At 63.7% G+C, this 25,982-nt stretch carries 24 protein-coding genes; 17 read left to right on the top strand and 7 right to left on the bottom strand.

The window, feature by feature from the left end; genetic code table 11:
* Positions 1 to 9 precede the first annotated feature (9 nt).
* From APH42_RS02940 to ydcS, 4 genes are all read right to left on the bottom strand, one after another.
* Positions 10 to 816 carry an ABC transporter permease gene (locus APH42_RS02940; protein ID WP_012270777.1) on the bottom strand — a complete coding sequence of 269 codons (807 nt, stop codon included), beginning with the start codon at positions 814 to 816 and terminating at the stop codon, positions 10 to 12.
* Complete coding sequence (locus APH42_RS02935; RefSeq protein WP_060492688.1) at positions 806 to 1,717, bottom strand: ABC transporter permease; 912 nt, start codon at positions 1,715 to 1,717, stop codon at positions 806 to 808. The genes APH42_RS02940 and APH42_RS02935 overlap by 11 nt, the downstream gene beginning before the upstream one ends.
* Position 1,718: 1 nt before the next feature.
* Positions 1,719 to 2,744: an ABC transporter ATP-binding protein gene (locus APH42_RS02930; protein WP_060492687.1), complete on the bottom strand. Its 1,026-nt coding sequence runs from the start codon at positions 2,742 to 2,744 to the stop codon at positions 1,719 to 1,721.
* Between the two features lie 88 nt (positions 2,745 to 2,832).
* Positions 2,833 to 3,984 carry a putative ABC transporter substrate-binding protein YdcS gene (gene ydcS, locus APH42_RS02925; RefSeq protein WP_012270780.1) on the bottom strand — a complete coding sequence of 384 codons (1,152 nt, stop codon included), beginning with the start codon at positions 3,982 to 3,984 and terminating at the stop codon, positions 2,833 to 2,835.
* 217 nt (positions 3,985 to 4,201) lie between these two features.
* On the opposite strand from ydcS, the gene APH42_RS02920 reads away from it, so the two are divergent.
* The 15 genes from APH42_RS02920 (at position 4,202) to APH42_RS02850 (ending at position 20,272) form a co-directional block, all read left to right on the top strand.
* Positions 4,202 to 4,882: a tellurite resistance TerB family protein gene (locus APH42_RS02920; protein ID WP_012270781.1), complete on the top strand. Its 681-nt coding sequence runs from the start codon at positions 4,202 to 4,204 to the stop codon at positions 4,880 to 4,882.
* A gap of 159 nt (positions 4,883 to 5,041) precedes the next feature.
* Entirely contained in the window at positions 5,042 to 6,664 is a 1,623-nt protein-coding gene (locus APH42_RS02915) for a methyl-accepting chemotaxis protein (RefSeq protein WP_012270782.1), read from the top strand.
* A 5-nt stretch (positions 6,665 to 6,669) separates the two neighbouring features.
* Positions 6,670 to 7,176: a chemotaxis protein CheW gene (locus APH42_RS02910; protein ID WP_012270783.1), complete on the top strand. Its 507-nt coding sequence runs from the start codon at positions 6,670 to 6,672 to the stop codon at positions 7,174 to 7,176.
* A complete protein-coding gene (locus tag APH42_RS02905; RefSeq protein ID WP_012270784.1) occupies positions 7,173 to 8,447 on the top strand; it encodes a protein-glutamate O-methyltransferase CheR in 1,275 nt (424 codons plus the stop codon). The genes APH42_RS02910 and APH42_RS02905 overlap by 4 nt, the downstream gene beginning before the upstream one ends.
* A complete protein-coding gene (locus APH42_RS02900) occupies positions 8,444 to 9,109 on the top strand; it encodes a chemotaxis protein CheW (RefSeq protein ID WP_060492686.1) in 666 nt (221 codons plus the stop codon). Before APH42_RS02905 ends, APH42_RS02900 begins: the two co-directional genes overlap by 4 nt.
* Positions 9,106 to 11,409, top strand: a complete 2,304-nt coding sequence (locus tag APH42_RS02895; RefSeq protein WP_060492685.1) for a hybrid sensor histidine kinase/response regulator — start codon at positions 9,106 to 9,108, stop codon at positions 11,407 to 11,409. The genes APH42_RS02900 and APH42_RS02895 overlap by 4 nt, the downstream gene beginning before the upstream one ends.
* Positions 11,406 to 12,419, top strand: coding sequence for a Wsp signal transduction system protein-glutamate methylesterase WspF (gene wspF, locus APH42_RS02890; RefSeq protein ID WP_012270787.1), 1,014 nt, complete (start codon positions 11,406 to 11,408; stop codon positions 12,417 to 12,419). Before APH42_RS02895 ends, wspF begins: the two co-directional genes overlap by 4 nt.
* Positions 12,420 to 12,470: 51 nt before the next feature.
* Positions 12,471 to 13,475: a Wsp signal transduction system regulator diguanylate cyclase WspR gene (gene wspR, locus APH42_RS02885; protein WP_012270788.1), complete on the top strand. Its 1,005-nt coding sequence runs from the start codon at positions 12,471 to 12,473 to the stop codon at positions 13,473 to 13,475.
* Positions 13,476 to 13,606: 131 nt separating this feature from the next.
* A protein-coding gene (prfB, locus tag APH42_RS29825) for a peptide chain release factor 2 (RefSeq protein ID WP_123109230.1) occupies positions 13,607 to 14,702 on the top strand; the annotation gives its coding sequence in 2 pieces (ribosomal slippage) (positions 13,607 to 13,678 and positions 13,680 to 14,702; 1,095 coding nt in all).
* A 93-nt stretch (positions 14,703 to 14,795) separates the two neighbouring features.
* Positions 14,796 to 16,298 (top strand): lysine--tRNA ligase, encoded by a 1,503-nt coding sequence (gene lysS / locus APH42_RS02875; RefSeq protein ID WP_012270790.1) that lies wholly within the window; start codon positions 14,796 to 14,798, stop codon positions 16,296 to 16,298.
* A gap of 144 nt (positions 16,299 to 16,442) precedes the next feature.
* Entirely contained in the window at positions 16,443 to 17,147 is a 705-nt protein-coding gene (locus APH42_RS02870; protein WP_012270791.1) for a TetR/AcrR family transcriptional regulator, read from the top strand.
* A gap of 29 nt (positions 17,148 to 17,176) precedes the next feature.
* Entirely contained in the window at positions 17,177 to 17,725 is a 549-nt protein-coding gene (locus tag APH42_RS02865) for a hypothetical protein (RefSeq protein WP_056796298.1), read from the top strand.
* A gap of 51 nt (positions 17,726 to 17,776) precedes the next feature.
* Complete coding sequence (locus APH42_RS02860; protein WP_012270793.1) at positions 17,777 to 19,054, top strand: flavohemoglobin expression-modulating QEGLA motif protein; 1,278 nt, start codon at positions 17,777 to 17,779, stop codon at positions 19,052 to 19,054.
* Positions 19,026 to 19,949: an alpha/beta hydrolase gene (locus APH42_RS02855; protein ID WP_060492684.1), complete on the top strand. Its 924-nt coding sequence runs from the start codon at positions 19,026 to 19,028 to the stop codon at positions 19,947 to 19,949. The genes APH42_RS02860 and APH42_RS02855 overlap by 29 nt, the downstream gene beginning before the upstream one ends.
* Positions 19,946 to 20,272 (top strand): hypothetical protein, encoded by a 327-nt coding sequence (locus APH42_RS02850; protein WP_012270795.1) that lies wholly within the window; start codon positions 19,946 to 19,948, stop codon positions 20,270 to 20,272. The genes APH42_RS02855 and APH42_RS02850 overlap by 4 nt, the downstream gene beginning before the upstream one ends.
* Positions 20,273 to 20,376: 104 nt before the next feature.
* Here the strand turns inward: APH42_RS02850 and APH42_RS02845 are convergent, their stop codons facing one another.
* The 3 genes from APH42_RS02845 to APH42_RS02830 all read right to left on the bottom strand — a co-directional run bounded on the left by APH42_RS02845 (position 20,377) and on the right by APH42_RS02830 (position 22,251).
* A complete protein-coding gene (locus APH42_RS02845; RefSeq protein WP_012270796.1) occupies positions 20,377 to 21,168 on the bottom strand; it encodes an OmpA family protein in 792 nt (263 codons plus the stop codon).
* A gap of 50 nt (positions 21,169 to 21,218) precedes the next feature.
* A complete protein-coding gene (locus APH42_RS02840; RefSeq protein ID WP_012270797.1) occupies positions 21,219 to 21,632 on the bottom strand; it encodes a DUF4398 domain-containing protein in 414 nt (137 codons plus the stop codon).
* A 274-nt stretch (positions 21,633 to 21,906) separates the two neighbouring features.
* Positions 21,907 to 22,251, bottom strand: a complete 345-nt coding sequence (locus APH42_RS02830; protein ID WP_012270798.1) for a hypothetical protein — start codon at positions 22,249 to 22,251, stop codon at positions 21,907 to 21,909.
* Positions 22,252 to 22,416: 165 nt separating this feature from the next.
* Here APH42_RS02830 and ppc point away from each other — a divergent pair, with 165 nt between their 5' ends.
* Together ppc and adk are read left to right on the top strand one after the other, a co-directional pair.
* Entirely contained in the window at positions 22,417 to 25,044 is a 2,628-nt protein-coding gene (ppc, locus tag APH42_RS02825; RefSeq protein WP_060492682.1) for a phosphoenolpyruvate carboxylase, read from the top strand.
* A 257-nt stretch (positions 25,045 to 25,301) separates the two neighbouring features.
* On the top strand, positions 25,302 to 25,952 hold the full coding sequence (gene adk, locus APH42_RS02820) for an adenylate kinase (protein ID WP_012270800.1): 651 nt from the start codon (positions 25,302 to 25,304) through the stop codon (positions 25,950 to 25,952).
* Positions 25,953 to 25,982: the final 30 nt, after the last annotated feature.

Here is a 25,982-nt window from a genome sequence, read left to right as displayed (position 1 = left end):
CCTCCAGGGTCATTTGCCACTGCCCGCGACGCTTTCGCCGCCACGGGTCAGGTAATAGGCGCCAAGGATTGGCAGCATGGTCACCAGCATCACCAGCATGGCGACCACGTTGGTCACCGGTACGTCACGCGGGCGGCTGAGTTGGTTGAGCAGCCAGATTGGCAGCGTGCGTTCGTGGCCGGCGGTGAAGGTGGTGACGATGATTTCATCGAACGACAGGGCAAAGGCCAGCATGCCGCCGGCCAGCAGCGCCGAACCGAGGTTGGGCAGGATGATGTAGCGGAAGGTCTGCCAGCCATCGGCGCCCAGGTCCATCGACGCTTCGATCAGGCTCTGCGAGGTGCGCCGCAGGCGGGCGATCACGTTGTTGTAGACGATCACCACGCAGAACGTGGCGTGGCCGACCACGATGGTGAACACACCAGGCTCGATCCCCAAGGTCTTGAACGCCGAGAGCAGGGCGATGCCGGTGATGATGCCGGGCAGGGCGATGGGCAGGATCAGCATCAGCGAAATGCTCTCCTTGCCGAAAAAGCTGCGCCGGTACAGCGCAGCCGAGGCTAGTGTGCCCAGTACCAGCGCGATCAGCGTGGCGAGGCAGGCCACCTGCAGTGACAGCTTGATTGCCTCCAGCACATCGGGCCGGGCGAAGGCCACGCCAATCCACTTCAGGGTGAAGCCCTTGGGCGGGAAGCTGAACGCGGCGTCTTCGGTGTTGAAGGCGTACAGAAAGATGATCAGGATCGGGAAGTGCAGGAACAGCAACCCGCCCCAGGCCGCCAGGCGCAGCCCCGGTGATGCTTTTTCAGAGTGCATCGAAGGCCCCCAGGCGCTTGACGATGGACAGGTACACCGCGATCAGCACGATGGGCACCAAGGTGAACGCGGCAGCCATCGGCATGTTGCCAATCGCCCCCTGCTGGGCATAGACCATGCTGCCGATGAAGTAGCCGGGCGGGCCGACCAGTTGCGGCACGATGAAGTCGCCCAGGGTGAGCGAGAAGGTAAAGATCGAGCCGGCGGCGATGCCGGGGATCGACAACGGCAGGATCACCTGCACGAACGTTTGCCCCGGCCGTGCGCCGAGGTCGGCCGAAGCTTGCAGCAGCGACGGTGGCAAGCGCTCCAGCGAGGCCTGGATGGGCAGGATCATGAACGGCAGCCAGATGTACACGAACACCAGAAAGCGCCCCAGGTGCGAGGTCGACAGCGTGCTGCCGCCCACGCCAGGCACCGCCAACACCGCCTGCAGCAGGGCATCCAGGTGCAACAACTGGACGAACCACTGGGCCACGCCGCCCTTGGCCAACAGCAGGGTCCAGGCATAGGTTTTGACGATATAGCTGGCCCACATCGGCATCATCACCGCGATGTAGAAAAACGCCTTGGTCTTGCCGCTGGTATAGCGCGCCATGTAGTAGGCGATGGGGAAGGCCAGCACCGCACTGGCCAGCGACACCGCCACTGCCATGCCCAGGGTGCGCAGGATGATGTCGAAGTTCGACGGGTTGAACAGCGCGGCGAAGTTGCCCAGGGTCAGGTCCGGGGTCACCGCCATGGTGAAATCGTCGAAGGTATAGAAACCCTGCCACAGCAGGTTCAGCAGCGAGCCCAGGTAGATTGCGCCGAACCAGGTCAGCGGCGGTATCAATAGCAGTGCCAGGTACAGGTTGGGGCGCCGGTACAGCAGGTTGGACAGGCCGCGCAGTGTGCTCATGTCAGCGGCCCTCGGTTTCCTGCAGCACCGTCATTGCCTCGCGGGGCCAGTGCGCCTGCAGCCGCTGCCCGGTCTGCCAGGCCTGTGCCTGCCAGCGGTCGTTGGCCTGGCTTACCGCCAGCAGTTGGCCGTTGTCCAATTGCAGCTCGTAGCGGGTGGCGCTGCCCTGGTACTGGATATCGCGCAACAGGCCGCTTACCTGCACTTCGTGGCTGGTGACCACAAGGTCGCCCAGGCGGATGTGCTCGGGACGGATGGAGAAGGGGGCCGGGCTGCCGTTGAGCTGCATGGCCAGCTCGCCACGTACCACGTTGGAGGTGCCGACGAATTCGGCGACGAAGGTGGTGGCGGGCTTCATGTACAGATTGCGCGGGGTGTCGACCTGTTCGATGCGGCCACGGTTGAACACCGCGACCCGGTCGGACATCGACAGCGCTTCGGTCTGGTCGTGGGTGACGAAGATAAAGGTGATGCCCAGCTGGCGTTGCAGCTTTTTCAGCTCCCCTTGCATCTGTTCGCGCAACTTCAGGTCCAGTGCGCCCAGCGGCTCGTCCAGCAGCAGCACGCGCGGCCGGTTGACCAGTGCACGGGCCAGGGCCACACGCTGGCGCTGGCCGCCAGACAGTTGCGCTGGTTTGCGCGTGCCGTAGCCGGCCAGGGCCACCATGGCCAGGGCTTCTTCGGCGCGACTATGGCGTTCGGCCTTGGCCACGCCCTTTACCTTCAGGCCATAGGCGATGTTGTCCAACACGTTCATGTGCGGGAACAGTGCGTAGTCCTGGAACACGGTGTTGACGTCACGTTGGTAGGGCGGCATGCCAGCGGCCTCCACCCCGTGGATGCGGATCGAACCGCTGGAGGGTTGTTCGAAGCCGGCGATCAGGCGCAGGCAAGTGGTCTTGCCCGAGCCGGAAGGGCCAAGCATGGAGAAGAACTCGCCATCGATGATATCGATGCTGACCTGGTCGACGGCCTTGACCTCGCCGAAGGTGCGGGAAACCTGGGTGAACTGGACGGCTAGGGGCATGCGTGGGCTCCGGGCAATGGGCTTGCTCCTGATCCTGCCTTTGCGCGGGTAAACCCGCGAAAAGGCAGGATCAGGCATTCAGGCAACCTCAGCGCCCACCCATGATTGCAATGTAGTCCTGGGTCCAGCGGCTATACGGCACGAACTTGCCGCCCTGGGCCTGTGGGGTTTTCCAGAAGGCAATCTTGTCGAAATTGTCGAAGCCATTGGTCTTGCAGCCCTCGGCGCCCAGCAATTGGCTGCCTGTACAGGCAGCCGGCACCGCCGGCAACGAGCCGAACCAGGCCGCCACGTCGCCCTGCACCTTCGGCTGCAGCGACCAGTCCATCCACTTGTAGGCGCAGTTGGGGTGCTTGGCCTCGGCGTGCAGCATGGTGGTGTCGGCCCAGCCGGTCGCACCCTCCTTGGGAATGGTCGAGGCCACTGGCTGGTTCTCGGCCTTCAGGCCATTGACCATGTAGCCCCATGAACTGGAGGCGACCACGCCTTCGTTCTTCACGTCGCTCATCTGCACCGTGGCGTCATGCCAGTAGCGGTGGATCAGCGGTTGCTGCTGGCGCAGCAGTTCCAGCACGGCCTTGTATTGCTCCTCGTTCAGTTCGTACGGGTCCTTGATACCCAGTTCGGGCTTGGCCGACTTCAAGTACAGGGCGGCGTCGGCGATGTAGATCGGCCCGTCATAGGCTTGCACGCGCCCCTTGTTCGGTTTGCCGTCAGGCAGGTCCTGCGGCTGGAACACAACGCTCCAGCTGGTTGGCGCCTGCTTGAAGGTATTGGTGTTGTACAGCAGCACGTTCGGCCCCCATTGATACGGGGTGCCATACACTTGCTTGTCGACCACGTACCAGCCGCCGTTCTGCAGGCGTGGGTCGATGTTTTTCCAGTTGGGGATCAAGGCGGTGTTGATCGGCTGTACGCGCTTGCCGACGATCAGCCGCAGCGAGGCGTCGCCCGAGGCGGTCACCAGGTCATAGCCGCCCTTGGTCATCAGGCTGACCATTTCGTCCGAGGTGGCGGCGGTTTTCACGCTGACCTTGCAGCCGGTTTCCTTCTCGAAACCGGTCACCCAGTCGTAGGCCTTGTCGCTTTCACCGCGCTCGATGTAGCCGGGCCAGGCGACGATGTCCAGGCGCCCCTCGCCGGCCCCCAGGGCCTTGGGCGGTTCGGCGGCCTGCAGGCTGGCGCTGGCCAGCACGGCGCCAGTCATGGCGCCGAGCAATGCGGTCTTGTGCACTGACATGGTGTTCCCTCTTCTTGGCGATCTTGTTCGGGGCAGTCATCAAGCAAGCGGTGAAGCAATCGTTATAAGCGTAGTGCGCGGGTGCGAGGTATTGGCGATATCGAGTCTAGTTGGCTTTTTGCCAGCTAACGCAACATCCGGAAGCAAATCCCTGCATGGCGTGTGCTGCGCCAAGCCTTACTCTGGCGCTTGAATCTTCTTACGTGGAGACACGCGCATGAATACTCGGGGTTTGCTTGATCAGCTCCTCAAGTCCGGCCAGCAATTGCTTGAAAAACAAGGCGGCGCCAACAAGCCTGGCGGCGCGTCAGGCGGGCTTGGCGGGCTGTTGTCTGGAGCAGGCGGCGGCCTGTTGGGTGGGGGGGCGCTGGGCTTGTTGCTGGGGAACAAGAAGGCGCGCAAGTACGGCGGCAAGGCTCTGACTTACGGTGGCTTGGCCGCGCTGGGCGTGTTGGCCTACAAAGCTTACGGCAACTGGCAGGCCAATCAGCGGGTAGCTGCAAGCGAGCCGCAAACCGTCGACCGCCTGCCGCCGGCCCAGGTCGAGCAGCACAGCCAGGCGGTGCTGAGGGCGCTGGTGGCAGCGGCCAAGTCCGATGGCCATATCGACGAGCGCGAGCGGGCGTTGATCGAGGGCGAGTTCACCCGCCTGGACAGCGACCGCGAATTGCAGCACTGGCTGCATGCCGAGTTGAACAAGCCGCTGGACCCGGCTGAAGTGGCCCGCGCCGCGCAAACGCCGGAGATGGCTGCCGAGATGTACCTGGCCAGCGTGATGATGGTCGACGAGGAAAACTTCATGGAGCGGGCCTACCTGGACGAGCTGGCCCGTCAGTTGCGCCTGGACCCAGGCTTGCGCCAGGCGCTGGATAGCCAGGCGCGGCTTGCCGCAGGTTAGTGATCGGGGCCGCGCAGCGGCCCCAATTGCCTTTGCCCAAATGGCGTGTCCATCCGCACTGCTGCCTGTTTACCCTTCACTTCACCCGCAAAACCGTAAGGCCTCTAGGCTATACTTCGGCGATTTTTCCCGCTCGTTGTGAATTCCTGAGGGCTGAATGTGAAAAACTGGACCTTGCGCCAACGGATCCTGGCAAGTTTCGCCGTGATCATCGCCATCATGCTGCTGATGATCGTGGCCGCCTATTCGCGGTTGGTGACCATCGAAACCGCCGAAGAGGCGGTAGGGACCGACAGCATTCCCGGGGTCTACTACAGCTCGATGATCCGCAGCGCCTGGGTCGATAGCTACGTCACCAGCCAGCAACTGGTGGGCCTGTCCAACCACCGTGAAATCACTTCGGCCGACATGGAGCTGTTCAAAAGCTTCGAAGACCGGCTCAAGCAACACATGGCCAGCTACCAGGCCACCATCCAGGACAAGGATGATCAAACCCGCTTCGACAACTTCGTGCAGTTGGAAGAGGGCTACCTGAAGATCGTCAACCAGGTGCTGGATACTTACCGCCAGCACAACTACGCCGAAGCCGAACGGCTGATCATCGAAGTGCTGACCCCGGCCTGGGTAGATGGGCGCAAGCACTTGAATGAAGTGATCGAGAACAACCGGGCATCAGCCGACGCCGCCACCAACGAGATCGTCAGCGCCGTGAGCACGGCCAAGGGCAGCATGGTCGTTTCGCTGCTGCTGGCAATCGTTGCCGCTGGCATCTGCGGCTTGCTGCTGATGCGCGCCATCACCGCGCCCATGCAACGTATCGTGCATGCCCTCGACAAGCTGCGCTCGGGCGACCTGAGCATGCGCCTGAGCCTGGACCGCAAGGACGAGTTCGGTGCCATCGAAAGCGGTTTCAACGAGATGGCCGAAGCACTGGCCAACCTGGTAGCCCAGGCGCAACGCTCGTCGGTGCAGGTGACCACCTCGGTTACCGAAATTGCCGCCACGTCCAAGCAACAGCAGGCCACCGCCACCGAAACGGCCGCCACCACCACCGAAATCGGCGCCACCTCGCGAGAAATCGCCGCCACTTCGCGCGACCTGGTGCGCACCATGACCGAAGTGACGACCGCCGCTGACCAGGCTTCCAGCCTGGCAGGCTCCGGGCAGCAGGGCCTGGCGCGCATGGAAGAGACCATGCACCAGGTGATGGGCGCAGCCGATCTGGTCAACGCCAAGCTTGGCATCCTCAACGAGAAAGCCAGCAACATCACCCAGATGGTGGTCACCATCGTCAAGGTTGCCGACCAGACCAACCTGCTGTCGCTCAACGCCGCCATCGAGGCAGAAAAGGCCGGCGAATATGGTCGCGGCTTTGCCGTGGTCGCCACCGAAGTGCGCCGCCTGGCCGACCAGACCGCCGTCGCCACCTACGACATCGAGCAGATGGTGCGCGAGATCCAGTCGGCCGTGTCGGCTGGGGTCATGGGCATGGACAAGTTCTCCGAAGAAGTGCGCCGCGGCATGTTCGAAGTACAACAGGTGGGCGAGCAGCTCAGCCAGATCATCCACCAGGTGCAGGCCCTGGCACCGCGCGTGCTGATGGTCAACGAAGGCATGCAGGCCCAGGCCACCGGTGCCGAGCAGATCAACCAGGCGCTGGCCCAGCTCAGCGATGCCAGCACCCAGACCGTCGAGTCGCTGCGCCAGGCCAGTTTTGCCATCGATGAGCTAAGCCAGGTGGCCGCGGGCCTGCGTGGCGGCGTGTCGCGCTTCAAAGTCTGACCGCGATGAACGACTTGCAACCGCGCCCCGCGCGGGCGAAAAACGCCAAGGGGGCGTTGTACCTGCAGTTTCGCATCAGGGCGCAGCGTTTTGCCCTGAGCGTGCACGAGGTGATCGAGGTGTTGCCGCGTCAGCCGCTCAAGCCGATTGCCCAGGCACCTGCCTGGGTCGCCGGTATCCTCGCTCATCGTGGCCAGCTGGTGCCGGTGATCGACCTTGCCGCGCTGAGCTTTGGCCAGCCAGCGGCGCAGCGCACCAGCACCCGCCTGGTGTTGGTGCACTACCGTGGCAGCCTGCAGCTTGGTTTGATTCTGGAGCAGGCCACCGAAACCCTGCGTTGCCAACCCGACGAGTTTCAGCCCTATGGGGTGGACACCGGCGATGCGCCTTATCTGGGCCCGGTGCGCCAGGATGCCCAGGGCATGCTGCAGCGCATCGAAGTCAATGACCTGCTGCCCGACGCTGTGCACGAATTGCTGTACACGCAAGACCCGACAGGGATGCCTACATGAACGAACAGCGTTTCTTCCGCTTCTTGCGCGAGCGCATTGGCCTGGACGTGGAGTCGGTGGGCGCGCCCATGGTCGAGCGCGCACTGCGCCAGCGCTGCGTGGCTGCAGGCGCGATGGACCTGGACGATTACTGGCTGCGCCTGCAGCAGTCGGCGGATGAGCAACAGGCGCTGATCGAAGCGGTGATCGTCCCGGAAACCTGGTTTTTCCGTTACCCCGAATCCTTCACTGCGCTGGCCAGCCTGGCCCATAAACGCCTGGCCCAGCTGGCGGGTGCACGCCCATTGCGCCTGCTCAGCCTGCCGTGCTCGACCGGCGAGGAGCCGTATTCGCTGGCCATGGCCTTGCTCGACGCTGGCATCGCGCCAGGGGCATTGCTGATTGATGCTATGGACATCAGCCCCAGTTCGGTAGCCAAGGCAAGGCTGGCCGTGTATGGGCGCAATGCCTTTCGTGGCAGCGAACTGGGCTTTCGTGAGCGCTACTTCGATGCCCTCGACGAAGGCCATCGCCTGCATGAACGGGTACGCCAGCAAGTCAGCCTGCAGGTGGGCAACGTGCTTGACCCGGCGTTGGCCAGCCGCGATGGCCTGTATGACTTCGTGTTCTGTCGCAACCTGTTGATTTATTTCGACGTGCCGACCCAGCAGCGTGTGTTCGAGGTGCTCAAACGCCTGCTGCATCCGCAGGGTGTGCTGTTCATCGGCCCGGCCGAGGGCAGCTTGCTGGCACGCCTGGGCATGCGTCCGCTGGGGATCCCCCAGTCGTTTGCCTATGTGCGTCAGGAAGGCGACAGCGCCCCGATGGACGTGGTACCCGCCCAGCCGGTGAAGCGAACGTTGGCGACGTTGCCCACAGCGGGGTATCCACCGCCCAGCGCGCCGTTGCCACCGCCGCTGCGAGTGTTGCCTGTGGCGGCCAGGCCGGCGCCGGCCCGCGAGCACAAGCACGAGGGGGCCAGTGAGTTGCTGGCCAGCATTGCCCGCCTGGCCAATGCCGGTGCCAGCGAGCAGGCCCGGGGCGAGTGCCAGCGCTACCTGGGCCAGTACCCGCCGTCGGCGCAGGTGTACTACTGGCTGGGGCTGCTCAGTGATACCGAAGGCGATGCGCAGCAGGCGCTGACCCACTACCGCAAGGCCCTGTACCTGGAACCACAGCACCCCGAGGCGCTGGTGCACCTGGCGGCCTTGCTGGCGGCCCAGGGTGACCTGGCCGGTGCCCGGCGCCTGCAGGAACGGGCGGCGCGGGCTGGCCGGGAGTCTGAACGATGAACAGTGAATCCGCGATGCAGTTGCTGGCCGAGGATGACGCGCACATCGACGACTGCTGGAACCGCATTGGCGTGCATGGCGACAAGCAGTGCCCGCTGCTGGAGCAGCATGTTCATTGCCGCAATTGCGAGGTGTATGCCGCCGCGGCCACGCGTTTGCTCGACCGCTATGCGCTGATGCAGGATCACCAGGCTGCAGTAGCGCAGCCGGTCGAAGAAAACACCGGCCGCTCCATGCTGCTGTTCCGCCTGGGCGAAGAGTGGCTGGCGCTGGCTACCGCCTGCCTGGCCGAGATCGCCCCGTTGCAGGCGGTGCATTCGCTGCCGCATCAGCGCTCGCGGCTGCTGCAGGGGGTTGCCAATGTGCGCGGTGCGTTGGTGCCGTGCCTGTCACTGGCTGACTTGCTGGGTGTGCAAGCCGGTACCGCCGAGCAACGTGGCGGCCGGGCGATGCCACGCATGCTGATTCTGGCCGCCGAAGGTGGGCCGGTGGTGATGGCCGTCGAGGAAATCGACGGTATTCACCGGCTCGACCCACTGTTGCTTGGCAGCGGCCAGGACGCCACACGCTTCACCGCCGCAGTCCTGCAGTGGCGCGGCCGCAGTGTGCGGGTGCTGGACGATCAACACTTACTGTCTGCCGTGCAGCGGAGCTTGTCATGACCCCAGAGCAAATGCGCGACGCATCGTTGCTCGAACTGTTCAGCCTGGAGGCCGAGGCGCAGACCCAGGTGCTCAGTGCCGGCCTGATGGCATTGGAGCGCAATCCCACCCAGGCCGACCAGCTCGAGGCCTGCATGCGCGCCGCCCACTCGCTCAAGGGGGCCGCGCGCATCGTCGGGGTGGATGCGGGCGTCAGTGTCGCCCATGTCATGGAGGATTGCCTGGTAGCGGCCCAGGAAGGCCGTCTGCGGCTGACCGCCGAGCATATCGATGCACTCTTGCAAGGCACCGACCTGCTGATGCGCATCGCCACGCCAGGCGATGCCGGCGCGCAGGCGACCTTGCCGGTGTTTCTTGCGCAAATGGCCAACCTGCTTGACCCAGGCGCTGCTGCCATTCCTGCGGCGCCGTTGGTGGCACCCGTGCTGCCGGAGCCACCCCCGGCAACCCCGACGTCGGCCCCGTTGGTGGTGCCAGCCGAACCGCCGGAACCAGAGCCCGAGCCCCAGCCGGCCCTGCGGCGCAAGGCCGGCAAGCGCGCCGGGGAAGGTGCCGAGCGGGTACTGCGTGTTACCGCCGACCGCCTCAATAGCCTGCTCGACCTGTCCAGCAAGTCGCTGGTGGAAACCCAGCGGCTCAAGCCTTACCTGGCCACCCTGCAGCGCCTCAAACGCATGCACGGCCAAGGCATGCAGGCGCTCGATGGCTTGCGTATGCAGCTGGAAGACAGTGGCCAGCGCAGCGAGGTGCTCGAAGCCCTGGCGCAAACCCAGCGCCTGCTGGCGGAAACCCAGCAGATCCTGCAGCAACAGGCTGCGGACCTGGACGAATTCGGCTGGCAGGCCAGCCAGCGTGCACAATTACTGTATGACACGGCTCTGGCTTGCCGAATGCGGCCGTTTGCCGACGTGCTGACTGGGCAGAGCCGCATGGTCCGTGACCTGGGCCGCTCGCTGGGCAAACCGGTGCGCTTGGTGGTGGAAGGGGAGAAAACCCAGGTCGACCGCGATGTGCTGGAAAAACTCGAAGCACCGCTGACCCACTTGTTGCGCAATGCCGTCGACCACGGCATCGAACTGCCCGAGCGGCGCCTGCTGGCGGCCAAGCCGGACGAGGGGGAGATCCGCCTGAGGGCGTCGCACCAGGCCGGCATGCTCAGCCTGGAGCTGATCGACGATGGCGCTGGCATCGACCTGGAGCGCTTGCGCAGCAGCATCGTCGAGCGTGCCCTGTCGCCGGCCGACACGGTGGCGCGGATGAGTGAAGCGGAGCTGCTGACGTTCCTGTTCCTGCCCGGTTTCAGCCTGCGCGACAAGGTTACCGAAGTGTCCGGGCGCGGCGTGGGGCTGGATGCGGTGCAGCACATGATCCGCGAGCTGCGCGGCTCGATCGAGCTGACTCAGGTGGCGGGGCAGGGGTGTCGCTTCCATTTGCAGGTGCCACTGACCCTGTCGGTGGTGCGCAGCCTGGTGGTCGAGGTGGGCGGTGAGGCTTACGCTTTCCCGCTGGCTCATATCGAACGCACGCTGGAAGTGACCGCCGAACAGATCGTGCAGATCGAAGGGCGTCAGCACTTCTGGCACGAAGGTCGGCATATTGGCTTGGTGGCCGCCAGCCAGTTGCTCAACCGCCCGGCCGGGCAAAGCGACGAAGCCAGCCTGCGGGTGGTGGTGATCCGTGAGCGCGAGCAGCTGTACGGCGTGGCCGTGGAGCGGCTGGTGGGCGAACGGGTGCTGGTGGTGATGCCCCTCGACCCACGGCTGGGCAAGGTACAGGACATTTCCTCCGGTGCCTTGCTCGATGATGGCTCGGTGGTGCTGATCGTCGATGTCGAAGACTTGCTGCGGTCGGTGGAAAAACTGCTCAGCACCGGTAGCCTGGAGCGCATCGAGCGCGGCAGCAGCGGTGCCCGTGGGGTGGCCCGCAAGCGCATCCTGGTGGTCGACGATTCGCTGACCGTGCGCGAACTGCAGCGCAAGCTGTTGGGTAACCGTGGCTACGACGTGGCAGTGGCAGTCGATGGCATGGACGGCTGGAACGCCCTGCGCGGTGAGGACTTCGACTTGCTGATTACCGACATCGACATGCCGCGCATGGACGGCATCGAGCTGGTCACCCTGGTGCGTCGCGACCAGCGGCTGCAGTCGTTGCCGGTGATGGTGGTGTCCTACAAAGACCGTGAGGAAGACCGACGGCGTGGTCTGGATGCTGGCGCGGACTACTATTTGGCGAAAGCCAGTTTCCACGACGATGCGTTGCTGGATGCTGTAGTCGAGCTGATCGGAGGTGCTCAGGGATGAAGATCGCCATCGTCAATGACATGCCCATGGCCGTGGAGGCGTTACGCCGGGCAGTGGCCTTCGAGCCCGCGCACCAGGTGGTGTGGGTGGCCAGCAATGGTGCCGAGGCGGTGCAGCGCTGCTGCGAACAACTGCCCGACCTGATTCTCATGGACCTGATCATGCCGGTGATGGACGGTGTCGAGGCGACCCGGCGGATCATGGCCGAAACCCCGTGCGCCATCGTCATCGTCACGGTCGACCGCAAGCAAAACGTGCACCGGGTGTTCGAGGCCATGGGCCATGGCGCTCTCGATGTGGTCGACACCCCGGCGTTGGGTGCTGGCGATGCCCGCGAAGCGGCGGCCCCCCTGCTGCGCAAAATCCTCAATATCGGCTGGCTGGTCGGTCAGCAGCGTGCCCCAGCCGCAAGGCCGGTAGCCGCTCCGCTGCGCGAGGCTTCGCAGCGTCGCGGGCTGGTGGCAATTGGCTCGTCGGCGGGCGGCCCGGCGGCGCTCGAAGTGTTGCTCAAGAGCTTGCCGGCAGCGTTTCCGGCGGCCGTCGTGCTGGTCCAGCATGTGGACCAGGTGTTTGCCGCAGGCATGGCCGAATGGCTCAGCAGCGCAGCCGGCCTGCCGGTGCGCCTGGCCCGTGAAGGTGAACCGCCGCAGCCAGGGCAGGTGTTGCTGGCGGGGACCAACCACCACATTCGCCTGCTACAGAACGGCCAACTGGCCTACACTGCCGAGCCTGTCAATGAAATCTACCGGCCCTCGATCGATGTGTTCTTCGAGAGTGTGGCACGTTACTGGAATGGTGATGCCGTGGGCGTGCTGCTCACCGGCATGGGCCGTGACGGTGCCCAAGGCCTGAAGCTGATGCGTCAGCAGGGCTTTTTGACCATTGCCCAGGACCAGGCCAGCAGCGCGGTGTACGGCATGCCCAAAGCTGCTGCGGCCATTGATGCCGCAGTGGAAATTCGCCCGCTGGAACGCATAGCCGGGCGCTTGACGGACTTTTTCGCAAAATGACGAAACGTATTGAATCACGCCGCAAGGCCGGTAGTGATCGGGTGAACAGGTATGAATGACTTACCGATCGAAGGTTTCGCGACCACCAACGAGAACTCGGCGATGGTGCTGTTGGTCGACGATCAGGCAATGATCGGCGAAGCGGTGCGGCGTGGTCTGGCCAATGAGGACAACATCGACTTCCACTTCTGTGCCGACCCGCACCAGGCGGTGCTTCAGGCCATGCGCATCAAGCCTACGGTCATTCTCCAGGACCTGATCATGCCTGGCCTGGACGGTTTGACCCTGGTGCGCGAGTACCGCAACAACCCGGCGACCCAGGACATTCCGATCATCGTCCTGTCGACCAAGGAAGACCCACTGGTCAAGAGCGCGGCGTTTGCCGCCGGGGCCAACGATTACCTGGTCAAGCTGCCGGACACTATCGAACTGGTGGCGCGTATCCGCTACCACTCGCGCTCCTACCTGACGCTGCTGCAGCGCGACGAGGCCTACCGCGCCTTGCGCGTCAGCCAGCAGCAACTGCTCGATTCCAACCTGATGCTGCAGCGGCTGATGAACTCCGATGGCCTGACCGGGCTGTCCAACCGCCGCCATTTCGACGAGTACCTGGAGCTGGAATGGCGCCGGGCGATGCGTGAACAGCAGCAGCTGTCGTTGCTGATGATCGACGTGGACTACTTCAAGGCCTATAACGACAGCTTCGGCCACCTGGCCGGCGACGAGGCCTTGCGCCAGGTGGCCGAAGCCATTCGTGGCTCGTGCTCGCGGCCGACCGACCTGCCGGCACGCTATGGCGGTGAAGAGTTCGCCCTGGTGCTGCCCAACACCTCACCAGGCGGGGCACGCCTGGTGGCCGAAAAGCTGCGCCAGACCGTGCTTGGCCTGGGCATCCCGCATACTGCGCCGGTGGCCGAATCGTTCCTGACCGTGAGCATTGGCCTGGCTACCCAGACCCCGGCCGTCGGCAGCCATTGCCGGCAGCTGATCTCGGCAGCGGACAAAGGCCTGTACCAAGCCAAGAACAGCGGGCGTAACCAGGTTGGCATCGCCTGAGCAGGATTGCGCGGACCGTGTAGGCGCGGTGCAGCTTTCTGAACAGACTACCGCCCGGCGGGTCTGCCGCCATGCTGCGGACTCGGTTATACTCGCAGGCTTTTCACCGAATTCGTGCGAGTAGCCAGCCCATGGAAATCCAACCGATCCTGAACACCATCAAGGACCTCACCGAGCGTTCCCAGTCCATTCGGGGGTATCTTTGACTACGATCACAAGCATGACCGCCTGATCGAAGTCAACCGCGAGCTGGAAGACCCCAACGTCTGGAACAAGCCCGAGTACGCCCAGGCCCTGGGCCGCGAGCGTGCCATGCTGGCGCAGGTGGTCGAGACCCTGGACAAATTGTCCAACGGCCTGGGTGACTGCCAGGACCTGCTCGACATGGCCGTCGAGGAAAATGACGAAAACGCCGTCGGCGACGTCGTGGCCGAGCTGGAAGAGCTGGAAGAAAACCTGGCCAAGCTTGAGTTCCGTCGCATGTTCAGCGGCGAGATGGACATGAACAACGCCTACCTGGACATCCAGGCCGGCTCTGGTGGTACCGAAGCGCAGGACTGGGCCAACATCCTGCTGCGCATGTACCTGCGCTGGGCTGACAAGCGCGGTTTCGACGCCACCATCATCGAGCTTTCCGAAGGTGAAGTCGCCGGCATCAAGGGCGCCACCGTGCACATCAAGGGCGAGTACGCCTTCGGCTGGCTGCGTACCGAAATCGGTGTGCACCGCCTGGTGCGCAAGAGCCCGTTCGACTCCGGTGCCCGTCGCCACACCTCGTTCTCGGCAGTGTTCGTGTCGCCCGAAATCGACGACAAGGTCGAGATCGAGATCAACCCGTCCGACCTGCGCATTGACACCTACCGCTCCTCCGGTGCCGGTGGTCAGCACGTGAACACCACCGACTCGGCCGTACGTATCACCCACGTACCGACCAACACCGTGGTGGCGTGCCAGAACGAACGCTCCCAGCACGCCAACAAAGACACCGCCATGAAAATGCTGCGGGCCAAGTTGTACGAGCTGGAAATGCAGAAGCGCAACGCCGCATCGCAGGCGCTGGAAGACAGCAAGTCGGACATCGGCTGGGGCCACCAGATCCGTTCCTACGTACTGGATGACTCGCGCATCAAAGACCTGCGCACAGGCGTAGAGCGCAGCGACTGCCAGAAAGTGCTGGACGGCGACCTCGACCAGTACCTGGAAGCAAGCCTCAAGCAAGGGCTGTAAGCCGCACTCCACTGCCGCGATACCTGGCTGCCCGCCGGTATCGCGTGCCCTGCCCGAAAAGGGCAACGAATACCTGATGGAAAGAATGACGACATGAGCGACCTCAAGACCGAATCGCAAGACCTGCAACAGGAAGAAAATGCCCTGATCGCCCTGCGCAAGGAAAAACTTGCCGCCGAGCGCGCCAAGGGCAACGCCTTCCCCAACGACTTCCGTCGCGACAGCTACTGCAACGACCTGCAGAAACAGTACGCGGACAAGACCAAGGAAGAGCTGGAAGCAGCCGCGATCCCGGTCAAGGTTGCCGGCCGTATCATGCTCAACCGTGGCTCGTTCATGGTTATCCAGGACATGACTGGCCGTATCCAGGTCTACGTCAACCGCAAAACCCTGCCCGAAGAAACCCTGGCTGCGGTCAAGACTTGGGACCTGGGCGACATCATCAGTGCCGAAGGCACCCTGGCCCGTTCCGGCAAGGGCGACCTGTACGTCGAAATGACCAATGTGCGCCTGTTGACCAAGTCGCTGCGCCCGCTGCCCGACAAGCACCACGGCCTGACCGACACCGAGCAGCGCTACCGTCAGCGTTACGTCGACCTGATGGTCAACGAAGAAACCCGCCACACCTTCCGTGTGCGTTCGCAGGTGATCTCGCACATCCGCAAGTTCCTCATCGAGCGTGACTTCCTCGAAGTCGAAACGCCGATGCTGCAGACCATTCCAGGCGGCGCGGCGGCCAAGCCGTTCGAAACTCACCACAACGCCCTGGACATGGCCATGTTCCTGCGCATCGCGCCGGAGCTGTACCTCAAGCGCCTGGTGGTGGGTGGCTTTGAAAAGGTGTTCGAGATCAACCGCAACTTCCGTAACGAAGGCGTTTCGACTCGTCACAACCCTGAATTCACCATGCTCGAGTTCTACCAGGCCTACGCTGACTACCGCGACAACATGGACCTCACCGAGGAACTGTTCCGTGAGCTGGCGCAGCTGGTACTGGGCAGCACCGACGTGCCGTACGGTGACAAGGTGTTCCACTTTGGCGAGCCGTTCGTGCGCCTGTCGGTGTTCGACTCGATCCTCAAGTACAACCCCGAGCTGACCGCTGCCGACCTGCAGGACGTCGACCGCGCCCGCGACATCGCCAAGAAGGCCGGTGCCAAGGTGCTGGGCCACGAAGGCCTGGGCAAGCTGCAGGTGATGATTTTCGAAGAACTGGTCGAGCACAAGCTGGAGCAGCCGCACTTCATTACCGAGTACCCGTTCGAAGTGTCGCCGCTGGCCCGTCGTAACGACGACAACCCAGCCGTTACCGACCGCTTCGAGCTGTTCATCGGTGGCCGTGAAATCGCCAACGCCTACTCCGAGCTCAACGATGCCGAAGACCAGGCCGAGCGCTTCTTGGCCCAGGTGGCCGAGAAGGACGCCGGTGACGACGAAGCCATGCACTACGACGCCGACTTCGTGCGTGCACTGGAGTACGGCATGCCGCCGACCGCCGGTGAGGGTATCGGCATCGACCGCCTGGTGATGCTGCTGACCAACTCGCCGTCGATCCGCGACGTGATCCTGTTCCCGCACATGCGTCCGCAGGCCTGAGTGATTTGAACGAGCCGCCTTTCGAGGCGGCTTTTTCTTGCCTGAAGCTTTATGTTGTTTGTACTGGCCTCTTTGCGGGCACGCCCGCAAAGAGGCCGGCACTGATGAAACGTTGTCCAATGAGGTATACCCGTGACACCCGCCATGCCTGACCAGGGCGCCGCCGGCATTGCCACCGCCGTCGCCGAAAGCGTGCAATACCAAGGGCGCAAGACTGCCCGCCAAGGCAGCGAACAGCGTCGCCAGCTGATCCTAGACGCCGCCATGCGCATCGTCGTGCGCGATGGTGTACGCGGCGTGCGCCACCGCGCAGTGGCCGCCGAGGCTGGTGTGCCATTGTCGGCCACCACCTACTACTTCAAGGACATCGAGGACCTGCTCACCGATACCTTCGCCCAGTACGTCGAGCGGAGCGCGGCCTACATGGCCAAGCTGTGGGCCAACACCGAGGTGGTGTTGCGCCAGTTGCTGGCCCAGGGCGATGGCAGCCAGCAGGCACGGGCGCGGTTGGCCGACGAAGTGGCGCGCATGACCGCTGACTATGTGCAGCGGCAACTGCTGAACCGCCGTGACTTCCTGATGGCCGAGCAGGCCTTCCGCCAGGAGGCGCTGCTTTGCCCGCGCCTGGCCGAGCTGGTGTGCGCCCATGAGCAGATCCTGTTGCACGGCACCCGGCAATTGCTGCAGGTAGTGGGTTCGCGGCAACCGGAACAGGACGCCCAGATGTTGACGGCGATTATCGAGCAGATGGAATATCAGGGCCTGCTCAAGGATGCGAATGCGCAAGCCGATGGGCAGATGCTCGCTATGCTTACCCGATACCTGCAGCTTGTGCTGGCATCGGCCTGAGCCGAGATCGACTTTTCAAGGAGAACCTGATGAAAGCCTGGCGTGTGGTGTTGTTGACTCTGTCATTCCTGCTGCTGGGCGGTTGTCTGGTGACCTTCCATGAGCCATTGCCCAGCAACCAGGCGGCGCCCAAGGCCCTGCTCGGCAAGTGGAGCAGCAAGGACGCCTGGGGCGAGCCGCTGAAGCTGACCATCAGCCGCAGTGGTGGCGATGCCTACAAGGCAGTGGCCACGGCCAAGGGCAAGGCCCCTGAAGAATACGTGTTCACTGTGTCGCGCCACGGCAACCGCTGGTACCTGTCGGCTGGTGTGCCCAAGCGCCTGGGTGGCAACTTCCTGATTGGCGGTTTCGACATCGTCGATGGCAAGGAACTGGTGGTCTACAACCTGGATGTCGAGCAGGTGCAGCAGGCGGTGGACAAGAAAGAACTGACCGGGCGTAGCACCGAGGTGCCAGAAGACAACGGCGATGGCGTGTTGATCGACAGCCCGTCGGCGCGGGTGCTGGCGTATCTGGACGACCCGGCCAACTCCGACCTGTTCGTCGAGGTGGCGCGGTTCCAGCGCTCCGGCAAATGACCGTGTTGGCTTCCTCGCGGGCAGGTTTCTTGTACTAGAAAGGAGTCCCCGGTGGACGAATACCAGCAAACCATCCGCGCCCTGTCCGACCGCATCGTCGCGGCGCAGACCCCGATCCGGGTCCTGGACGCGGTGAAGTGGGACGACAACATTCGCCAGGGCTTCCTCAAGGCCAAGGGCAAGGAGCCGCCGGCGGTTGACCGCGCCTACTACCAGTCGCGCCCGCTGTCGTTCGACTCCAGCGCGGTCAAGGCCGAGTTTCAGGGCATCGAGCGCGACATCATTCGCCAGCTCGGCCAGTTCAACCCGGTTGGGCAGATCATGAAGCGTATGTGCCGCGAGTACCGCATGGTCGTGCGCATGCTCGAAGCGCGCGGCACCGAGGACTTCGGGTTGATCTCCCAGGAGCTGTACGGCGCGGCCTCGGATGCCTTCCACGCCGGTGACCCGACCCTGGCCGACCTCGGCATGATGTTCTCAGACTACCTGAACAACATTGACGGCCGTGGCGACCTCAAGGACGAACCCAAGAATCTGACGGCCAAGGAGGCCGTGGACATTCTCCAGCGCCGGCTGAACAAGGTGTTCGGCGAGGCCGAGGAAACCATTCGCGTATTCGAGTCTGACGGCATCGTCGCCGATGCTGCGGCCGGTGCCGACTACATCAAGGTGCGCGCCGACGCCATGTTCAACGTCCGCGACGTGCGCGCCCTGGAGGTGCACGAAGGGCTGGTGCACGTGGGCACCACACTGAATGGCCAGAACCAGCCTATCTGTACCTTTCTGGCCAAGGGCCCGCCCTCGTCGACGGTGACCCAGGAAGGCCTGGCCATCCTCATGGAAGTGATCGCCTTTGCGTCCTACCCCAGCCGCTTGCGCAAGCTCACCAACCGCACCCGCGCGATCCACATGGTCGAGGAGGGCGCCGATTTCCTCCAGGTGTTCAACTTCTTCCGCGAGCAGGGCTTCGAGATGGCGCAGAGCTACAGCAACGCCAGCCGGGTGTTCCGCGGCTCGGTGCCCAATGGCCTGCCATTCACCAAGGACTTGTCCTATCTCAAGGGCTTCATCATGGTTTACAACTACATTCAGTTGGCCGTGAAGAAGGGCAAGCTCGAACAGATCCCGTTGCTGTTCTGTGGCAAGACCACCCTGGAAGACATGCGCACCCTGCGTCAGCTGGTCGAGGAGGGTTTGGTCGAGCCACCCAAGTACCTGCCCGAACAGTTCCGCGACCTTAACGCGCTGTCGGCCTGGATGTGCTTCTCCAACTTCCTCAACCACCTGAGCCTGGATCGTATTGAAGCCGACTACGCGAACATTCTCTGAGTGCTGCCGCCTGCTGGCCCTGGGCTTGGTTCTGCTGGGGCTTGGCGGCTGCAGCAGCCTGCTGTTCTACCCCGAGCGTGGCCAGGCCTTCACCCCTGAGCGGGCCAAGCTGGCGTATCGCGATGTCACCCTGAACACTGCTGATGGCGTGCGCCTGCACGGCTGGTGGCTGCCGGCCAAGGCCGGGGTCGATGTCAAAGGCACGGTGCTGCACCTGCATGGAAACGGCGGCAACCTGCCTGGACACCTGGGGGGGAGCTACTGGCTGCCGGAGCAGGGTTACCAGGTGTTGATGATCGATTATCGCGGCTACGGCTTGTCCCAGGGCCAGCCGAGCCTGCCGGACGTGTACCAGGACATTGCCGCCGCCATGGTTTGGCTGAACCAGGCACCCGAGGTAAAGGGCAAGCCACTGGTACTGCTGGGGCAGAGCCTGGGTGGCGCCATGGCCATTCATTATCTGGCGGCCCACCCTGAGCAGCGCCAGCGCTTCAGCGCGCTGGTGTTCGATGGCGTGCCGGCCAGTTACCGCGAGGTGGGGCGCTATGCCCTCAGCACCTCGTGGATGACTTGGCCGCTGCAGGTGCCGCTGTCGTGGCTGGTGCCGGACGGCGACAGCGCGATCCGTTCGATCGAGCAGCTGAGCAGCCCGCCCAAACTGTTCTTCCACAGCATCGACGACAACCTGGTGCCGATGGACAACGGCATTCGCCTGTACCAGCACGCACCAGCACCAAGGGTGCTGCAACTGACCCGAGGCGGCCATGTACAGACCTTCGCTGACCCGACCTGGCGCCAGGTGATGCTGCGTTTCCTTGATGACCCCAGCCATTTCAACGGCCTGCGGCGGCTTGCCGAAGTGCCCAATTTCCCTGACGAGAAGAACAAGCAATGAGTGAAGAACGCAACGCCATCCCGCTGATCCTGACCGGCATCGGTAGCATCATCGTGACGGTGGGGGCTTTGTGGTACTACGGTTACCTGCATTTCGCCAAACCCGAGGATGCCCTGTTGCTGCAGGACTTCACCATGCTCAAGACCATCCCCGGCGAAGACTACAAGGTGTCGCTGGACCCGGCGGCGCAGGTGGCCCAGTGTGTGGACGGCGTGCTGGTGCTGTTCGACACCCAGCAAAAAGGCCTGACCGGCGTGCTGGTGGACAACCGCAAGCGCGCCGTGCGTTGCATGGGCGAGGAAACCCCACAGCAGGTGCAGTGATGTTGCCTGTATCGGCCCCGTAGCGGGCGTGCCCGCGAGAGGTCGGAACAGGCAAAAGAAAGCCCCGCGTCGATCGCGGGGCTTGTCATTTCAGCTGGCCAGTCTTACTGCTGGGCCTGACTCACCGTACGCGGTGCCACCGGCTGGTTGTCGTTGGAGATGGTCACCTCCACCCGACGGTTTTGCGCCCGCCCCGAGTTGCTGCCGTTGTCCGCTACCGGGTACTCCTTGCCATAACCCTGGGACACGATGCGTGCAGGGTCCACGCCGGCGCGCACCAGTGCCATGCGCACGGAGCCTGCGCGGCGTTCGGACAGGCTCTGGTTGTAGTTGGCCGAGCCGACACTGTCGGTGTAGCCCTCGACAATCACCTTGCGCTCCGGGTTTTCCTGGAGGAACTGGGCCAGCTTGGTGATGTTCGGGTAGGCGTTGCTCTTGAGTTCGGCTTTGTTGAAGTCGAACAGCACGTCGCCGAAGGTCACCAGCGTACCGCGGTCGGTCTGCTTGGCATTGAGGCTGTCCTGCAGCTTGGCGATCTGCGCGTCGCGGGCATCCAGCTTGGCCTGGGCACGCTGGGCCGAGGCATTTTTCAGCTCGCCTTCGGCGGTGCGCAGGGCAATGGTCTGTTTCGCCACTTCAATACGTTGGTTGGTCAGGTAGGCGAGCTGGTCGACCTGCTTCTGGTCTTCACGGTCCATGTAGGCCTTGTCGGCCTTGTTCAGCCAGTCCTGGGCGTCCTTGGTCTCCAGGGCCGCGACCTTGCTCGATTGCGGGTCGCTCTGCAGCGAGGAGAAATTGGTGCGGGCCGCTTCCAGGTTGGCATTCGGGTCGTGCGAGCAGGCAGCGAGACCGACGCTCAGGGCCAGCAGGGCGGGAATCATGACGTGTTTGCGCATAGTGTTCATCCTTTGATCGTGTGCGAAGGCTAAGGTTGGCGGGGCAGGGCTCACTGAGCGCTGCGCAGGCCTTCCTCACGTACGTCCTGAATGCCCTGGCGGGCATCCTGCACGGCCTTCTGGGCCTTGGCCGCCTGGGCCTTGCGTTCGGCGAGGCGTGCGTCCCACTCGGCCTGTTGGGCCAGGCGCTTGGCCTCGTCGTACTTCTTGTCATGCATGGCGATCTCGGCCTGCTTGAACTTGTCCTGGGCCGCTTTCATTTCCACGGCGGCAAACTCGGTACCGCCAGCACTGACGGCGGAGTTCACAGCAGACTGGGTAACGGCATACTGCTCGGTGGGTGGGTTGCCCGCACAGCCGGCCAGGACCAGGCTACTGCCGAGGGCCAGCGCGGCCAGCTTGAACCCGCGCACATGAGTGGATGACAGTTTGCGGGTGCGGGTCTTCATGATGGTCAGCTCCATTGGATCACTCCTGATAACGACGATGTCCGTAGCAGTCCATCGCTCAATCCCTGACAAAACCGCGCGCTTCAGCTCAACGGTGCACGAGGGCAGTGTGCAGGGTTTTAGCGTGATGGCTATTGGCTCCGACTCGACCGTTTTTCGAATGGTTCAGAAAAAAATGCGCTGCGAGCGGATTTTTTTCTGACTGATTGGTCAGCGAGGATTTGCTGGAACTTTCTCGGCCGAGGGCGGTATTCCGGGCCTTTCAGGGGCCCGGAACATGGAGGGCAGGCTATTTTTCGTTATCGACGGCAGTGTTGCTCAAGCTGTGCAGGTGCTGGCGCGACAGGGTGAGAAAGCGTGGAGTAGGGCCGACATCCTCGTACAGCGGGTCGCCTTCTTCATCGGTGGCGATGACCTGCCGGCCCTGCACATAGGGGAAGCTGGCTTCAAGTTCTTCGAGGGCGGCGGCGACCAGTTCGCCGAGCAGTTCTTCGGCGGTGCGCTTGGGGTACATGTCGATCAGCGCGGCCAGGCGCGCCTCGGACTCCAGGTCCAGATGCAAGACATGCCCTGTGCGACTGAGCGTGCCAGCGGCATTCTGTTCCCAGTGCTGGGCGAGTTCACGGATTTTCATGATGACCTCTGGTTACGCCTGCTAAGGCTGCATGGCATGGGAGTGCTGTGCTTTCACTTTAGTTTGCTTTGACCGATCACGGCTTGCCATGGCTGCGCGGCAAGGGGCACTCTTTGACAGAGCTGTGTACAGGAGTGCGCCAGAGCCGCGCCAAAGAGAGGGCCAATGACCGATATCGATGTGCGTTTGCGTGAAGATGTCCATGTGTTGGGTGAACTGCTTGGCGAAACCATTCGCCAGCAGCACGGTGATGCGTTCCTGCAGAAGATCGAGGACATTCGCCACAGTGCCAAGGCCGACCGCCGTGGCCCCGGTGAGCAACTGAGCTCGACCCTGGCGGACCTTGCCGAAGACGACCTGTTGCCTGTGGCCAGGGCCTTCAACCAGTTCCTCAACCTGGCCAACATGGCCGAACAGTACCAGTTGATCCGCCGCCGCGACGCCGATCAGCCCGAGCCTTTCGAAGCGCGGGTGTTGCCTGAGTTGCTGGCGCGTCTGAAGCAGGCTGGCCACAGCAACGATGCCTTGGCCCGACAACTGGCCAAGCTCGACATCCAATTGGTGCTCACCGCTCACCCCACCGAGGTAGCCCGCCGCACGCTGATCCAGAAATACGACGCCATTGCAGGCCAACTGGCCGCGCAGGACCACCGCGACCTGAGCCCGGCCGAGCGCCAGCAGGTTCGCGAACGCCTGCGCCGGCTGATCGCCGAAGCCTGGCACACCGAAGAAATCCGCCGCACCCGCCCCACGCCGGTAGACGAAGCCAAGTGGGGCTTCGCAGTGATCGAGCATTCGCTGTGGCACGCCATCCCCAGCCATCTGCGCAAGGTCGACAAGGCCCTGCTGGAGGCCACTGGCCTGCGCCTGCCGCTGGAGGCCGCGCCAATCCGCTTTGCCTCGTGGATGGGCGGTGACCGTGATGGCAACCCCAACGTGACCGCTGCCGTCACCCGCGAAGTGCTGCTGTTGGCGCGCTGGATGGCCGCCGACCTGTTCTTGCGCGACATCGATGCATTGGCTGCGGAGCTGTCGATGCAGCAGGCCAACGACGCCCTGCGCGAACGGGTCGGCGACAGTGCCGAGCCTTACCGCGCCGTGCTCAAGCAACTGCGCGACCGCTTGCGGGCGACACGAGCCTGGGCGCACTCGGCCCTGGCCAGCAACCAGCCGGCCGGTGCCGAGGTGCTGGTGGATAACCGCGACCTGATCGCGCCGCTGGAGCTGTGCTACCAGTCGCTGCATGATTGCGGCATGGGTGTGATCGCCGAGGGGCCGCTGCTCGACTGCCTGCGCCGCGCCGTTACCTTCGGCCTGTTCCTGGGCCGCCTGGACGTGCGCCAGGACGCTGCCCGCCACCGTGATGCGCTGACCGAGATCACCGATTACCTGGGCCTGGGGCGTTATGCCGATTGGGACGAAGAGCAGCGCATCGGGTTCCTCCAGGCCGAGCTGAAAAACCGCCGGCCGCTGTTACCTGCGCATTTCAAACCGCAGGCGGATACCGCCGAAGTGCTGGCCACTTGCAAAGAAGTCGCCGCCGCGCCGGCTGCCTCGCTGGGGTCGTATGTCATCTCCATGGCGGGTGCCGCCTCGGATGTGCTGGCCGTGCAACTGCTGCTCAAGGAAGCTGGCCTGACTCGCCCCATGCGCGTGGTGCCGCTGTTCGAAACCCTGGCCGACCTCGACAACGCCGGCCCGGTGATGCAGCGCCTGCTCGGCCTGCCGGGCTATCGCGCCGGCCTGCGTGGCCCGCAGGAAGTGATGATCGGTTACTCGGACTCGGCCAAGGACGCTGGCACCACCGCCGCTGCCTGGGCGCAGTACCGTGCCCAGGAAAACCTGGTGCGAATCTGCGCCGAGCATCAGGTCGAGCTGCTGCTGTTCCACGGCCGTGGCGGCACCGTTGGGCGCGGCGGTGGCCCGGCGCATGCGGCGATTCTGTCGCAGCCACCGGGTTCGGTGGCGGGGCGTTTTCGCACTACCGAGCAGGGCGAAATGATCCGTTTCAAGTTCGGCTTGCCGGGTATCGCCGAACAAAACCTCAACCTGTACCTGGCGGCCGTACTCGAAGCCACACTACTGCCACCTCCGCCACCGCAGCCGGCTTGGCGCGAGTTGATGGACCAGTTGGCCGCCGATGGTGTGAAGGCTTACCGCAGCGTGGTGCGGGAGAACCCCGATTTCGTCGAGTACTTCCGCCAGTCGACGCCAGAACAGGAGCTGGGGCGCCTGCCGCTGGGCAGCCGCCCGGCCAAGCGCCGCGCCGGGGGCATCGAAAGCCTGCGGGCCATCCCATGGATCTTCGGCTGGACCCAGACCCGGCTGATGTTGCCGGCCTGGCTGGGCTGGGAGACCGCACTGAGCAACGCCTTGGCCCGTGGCCAGGGTGAGTTGCTGGCGCAGATGCGCGAGCAGTGGCCGTTCTTCCGCACCCGCATCGATATGTTGGAAATGGTGCTGGCCAAGGCCGATGCGCAAATTGCCGAAGCCTACGACGAACGTCTAGTGCAACCGCACTTGCTTCCTTTAGGTGCGCACCTGCGCGACCTATTGTCGCAGTCGTGCCAGGTGGTGCTGGGCCTGACCGGGCAGCCGGTGCTACTGGCGCACAGCCCCGAGACGCTGGAATTCATCAGCCTGCGCAATACCTACCTGGACCCACTGCACCGCCTGCAGGCCGAGTTGCTGGCTCGCTCGCGCAGCCGCGAAGCCGCTCTGGACAGCCCGTTGGAGCAGGCCTTGCTGGTGACCGTGGCGGGTATTGCCGCCGGGTTGCGCAACACCGGCTGAGGGCATGCCCGGGCCATGCCTGGCGAGTGCCGAGCAGGCCCGGCACAAGGACGGGGAGGGTGGTTGCGCCGGGCGCAACCGCCAGTCTGCTGAGCCGCAAGTGGCGCATTCCTGCAACTTTGGGACGCTTGTCTGGCTGCCGAGCGCTGTGTATCTTGAGCAGCCTTCTGACCGATTTATGGTCATACCCGATTTTCCGGACTTGGCCCTGGTTGCCGAATCCATTGAATTTCATAAAAAAATTTGAGGAGCACGAGATGCGCGTAATTCTGCTGGGAGCTCCCGGGGCCGGTAAAGGTACTCAGGCAAAGTTCATCACCGAAAAGTTCGGTATCCCTCAGATCTCCACCGGTGACATGCTGCGTGCCGCCGTCAAGGCCGGCACCCCGCTGGGCCTGGAACTGAAGAAAGTCATGGATGCCGGCCAGCTGGTTTCCGACGAGTTGATCATCAGCCTGGTCAAGGAGCGCATCGCCCAGCCTGATTGCGCCAACGGCTGCCTGTTCGATGGCTTCCCACGCACCATCCCGCAAGCCGAAGCCATGGTGGCTGCTGGTGTCGACATCGACGCCGTGGTCGAAATTGCCGTGGATGACGAAGAAATCGTCGGCCGCATGGCTGGCCGCCGTGTGCACCTGGCCTCGGGCCGCACCTACCACATTCAGTACAACCCGCCGAAAGTGGAAGGCAAGGACGACGTCACTGGCGAAGACCTGATCCAGCGCGACGACGACAAGGAAGAAACCGTTCGCCATCGCCTGTCGGTCTACCACACCCAGACCAAGCCGCTGGTGGACTTCTACCAGAAGCTGTCGGCCGCCAATGCTGGCAAGCCGAAGTACAGCCACATCGAAGGTGTCGGTTCGGTCGACGCCATCACTGCCAAGGTCCTGGCAGCCCTGAGCTGATCCTGGATTGACGCACATCGACAACGGCCC

Source organism: Pseudomonas sp. NBRC 111140, from assembly GCF_001320885.1.
Taxonomy (GTDB): Bacteria; Pseudomonadota; Gammaproteobacteria; order Pseudomonadales; family Pseudomonadaceae; genus Aquipseudomonas; species Aquipseudomonas putida_P.
The sequence above is the reverse complement of the archived record's forward strand: the minus strand, read 5'-3'. Positions and strand labels throughout refer to the sequence as shown.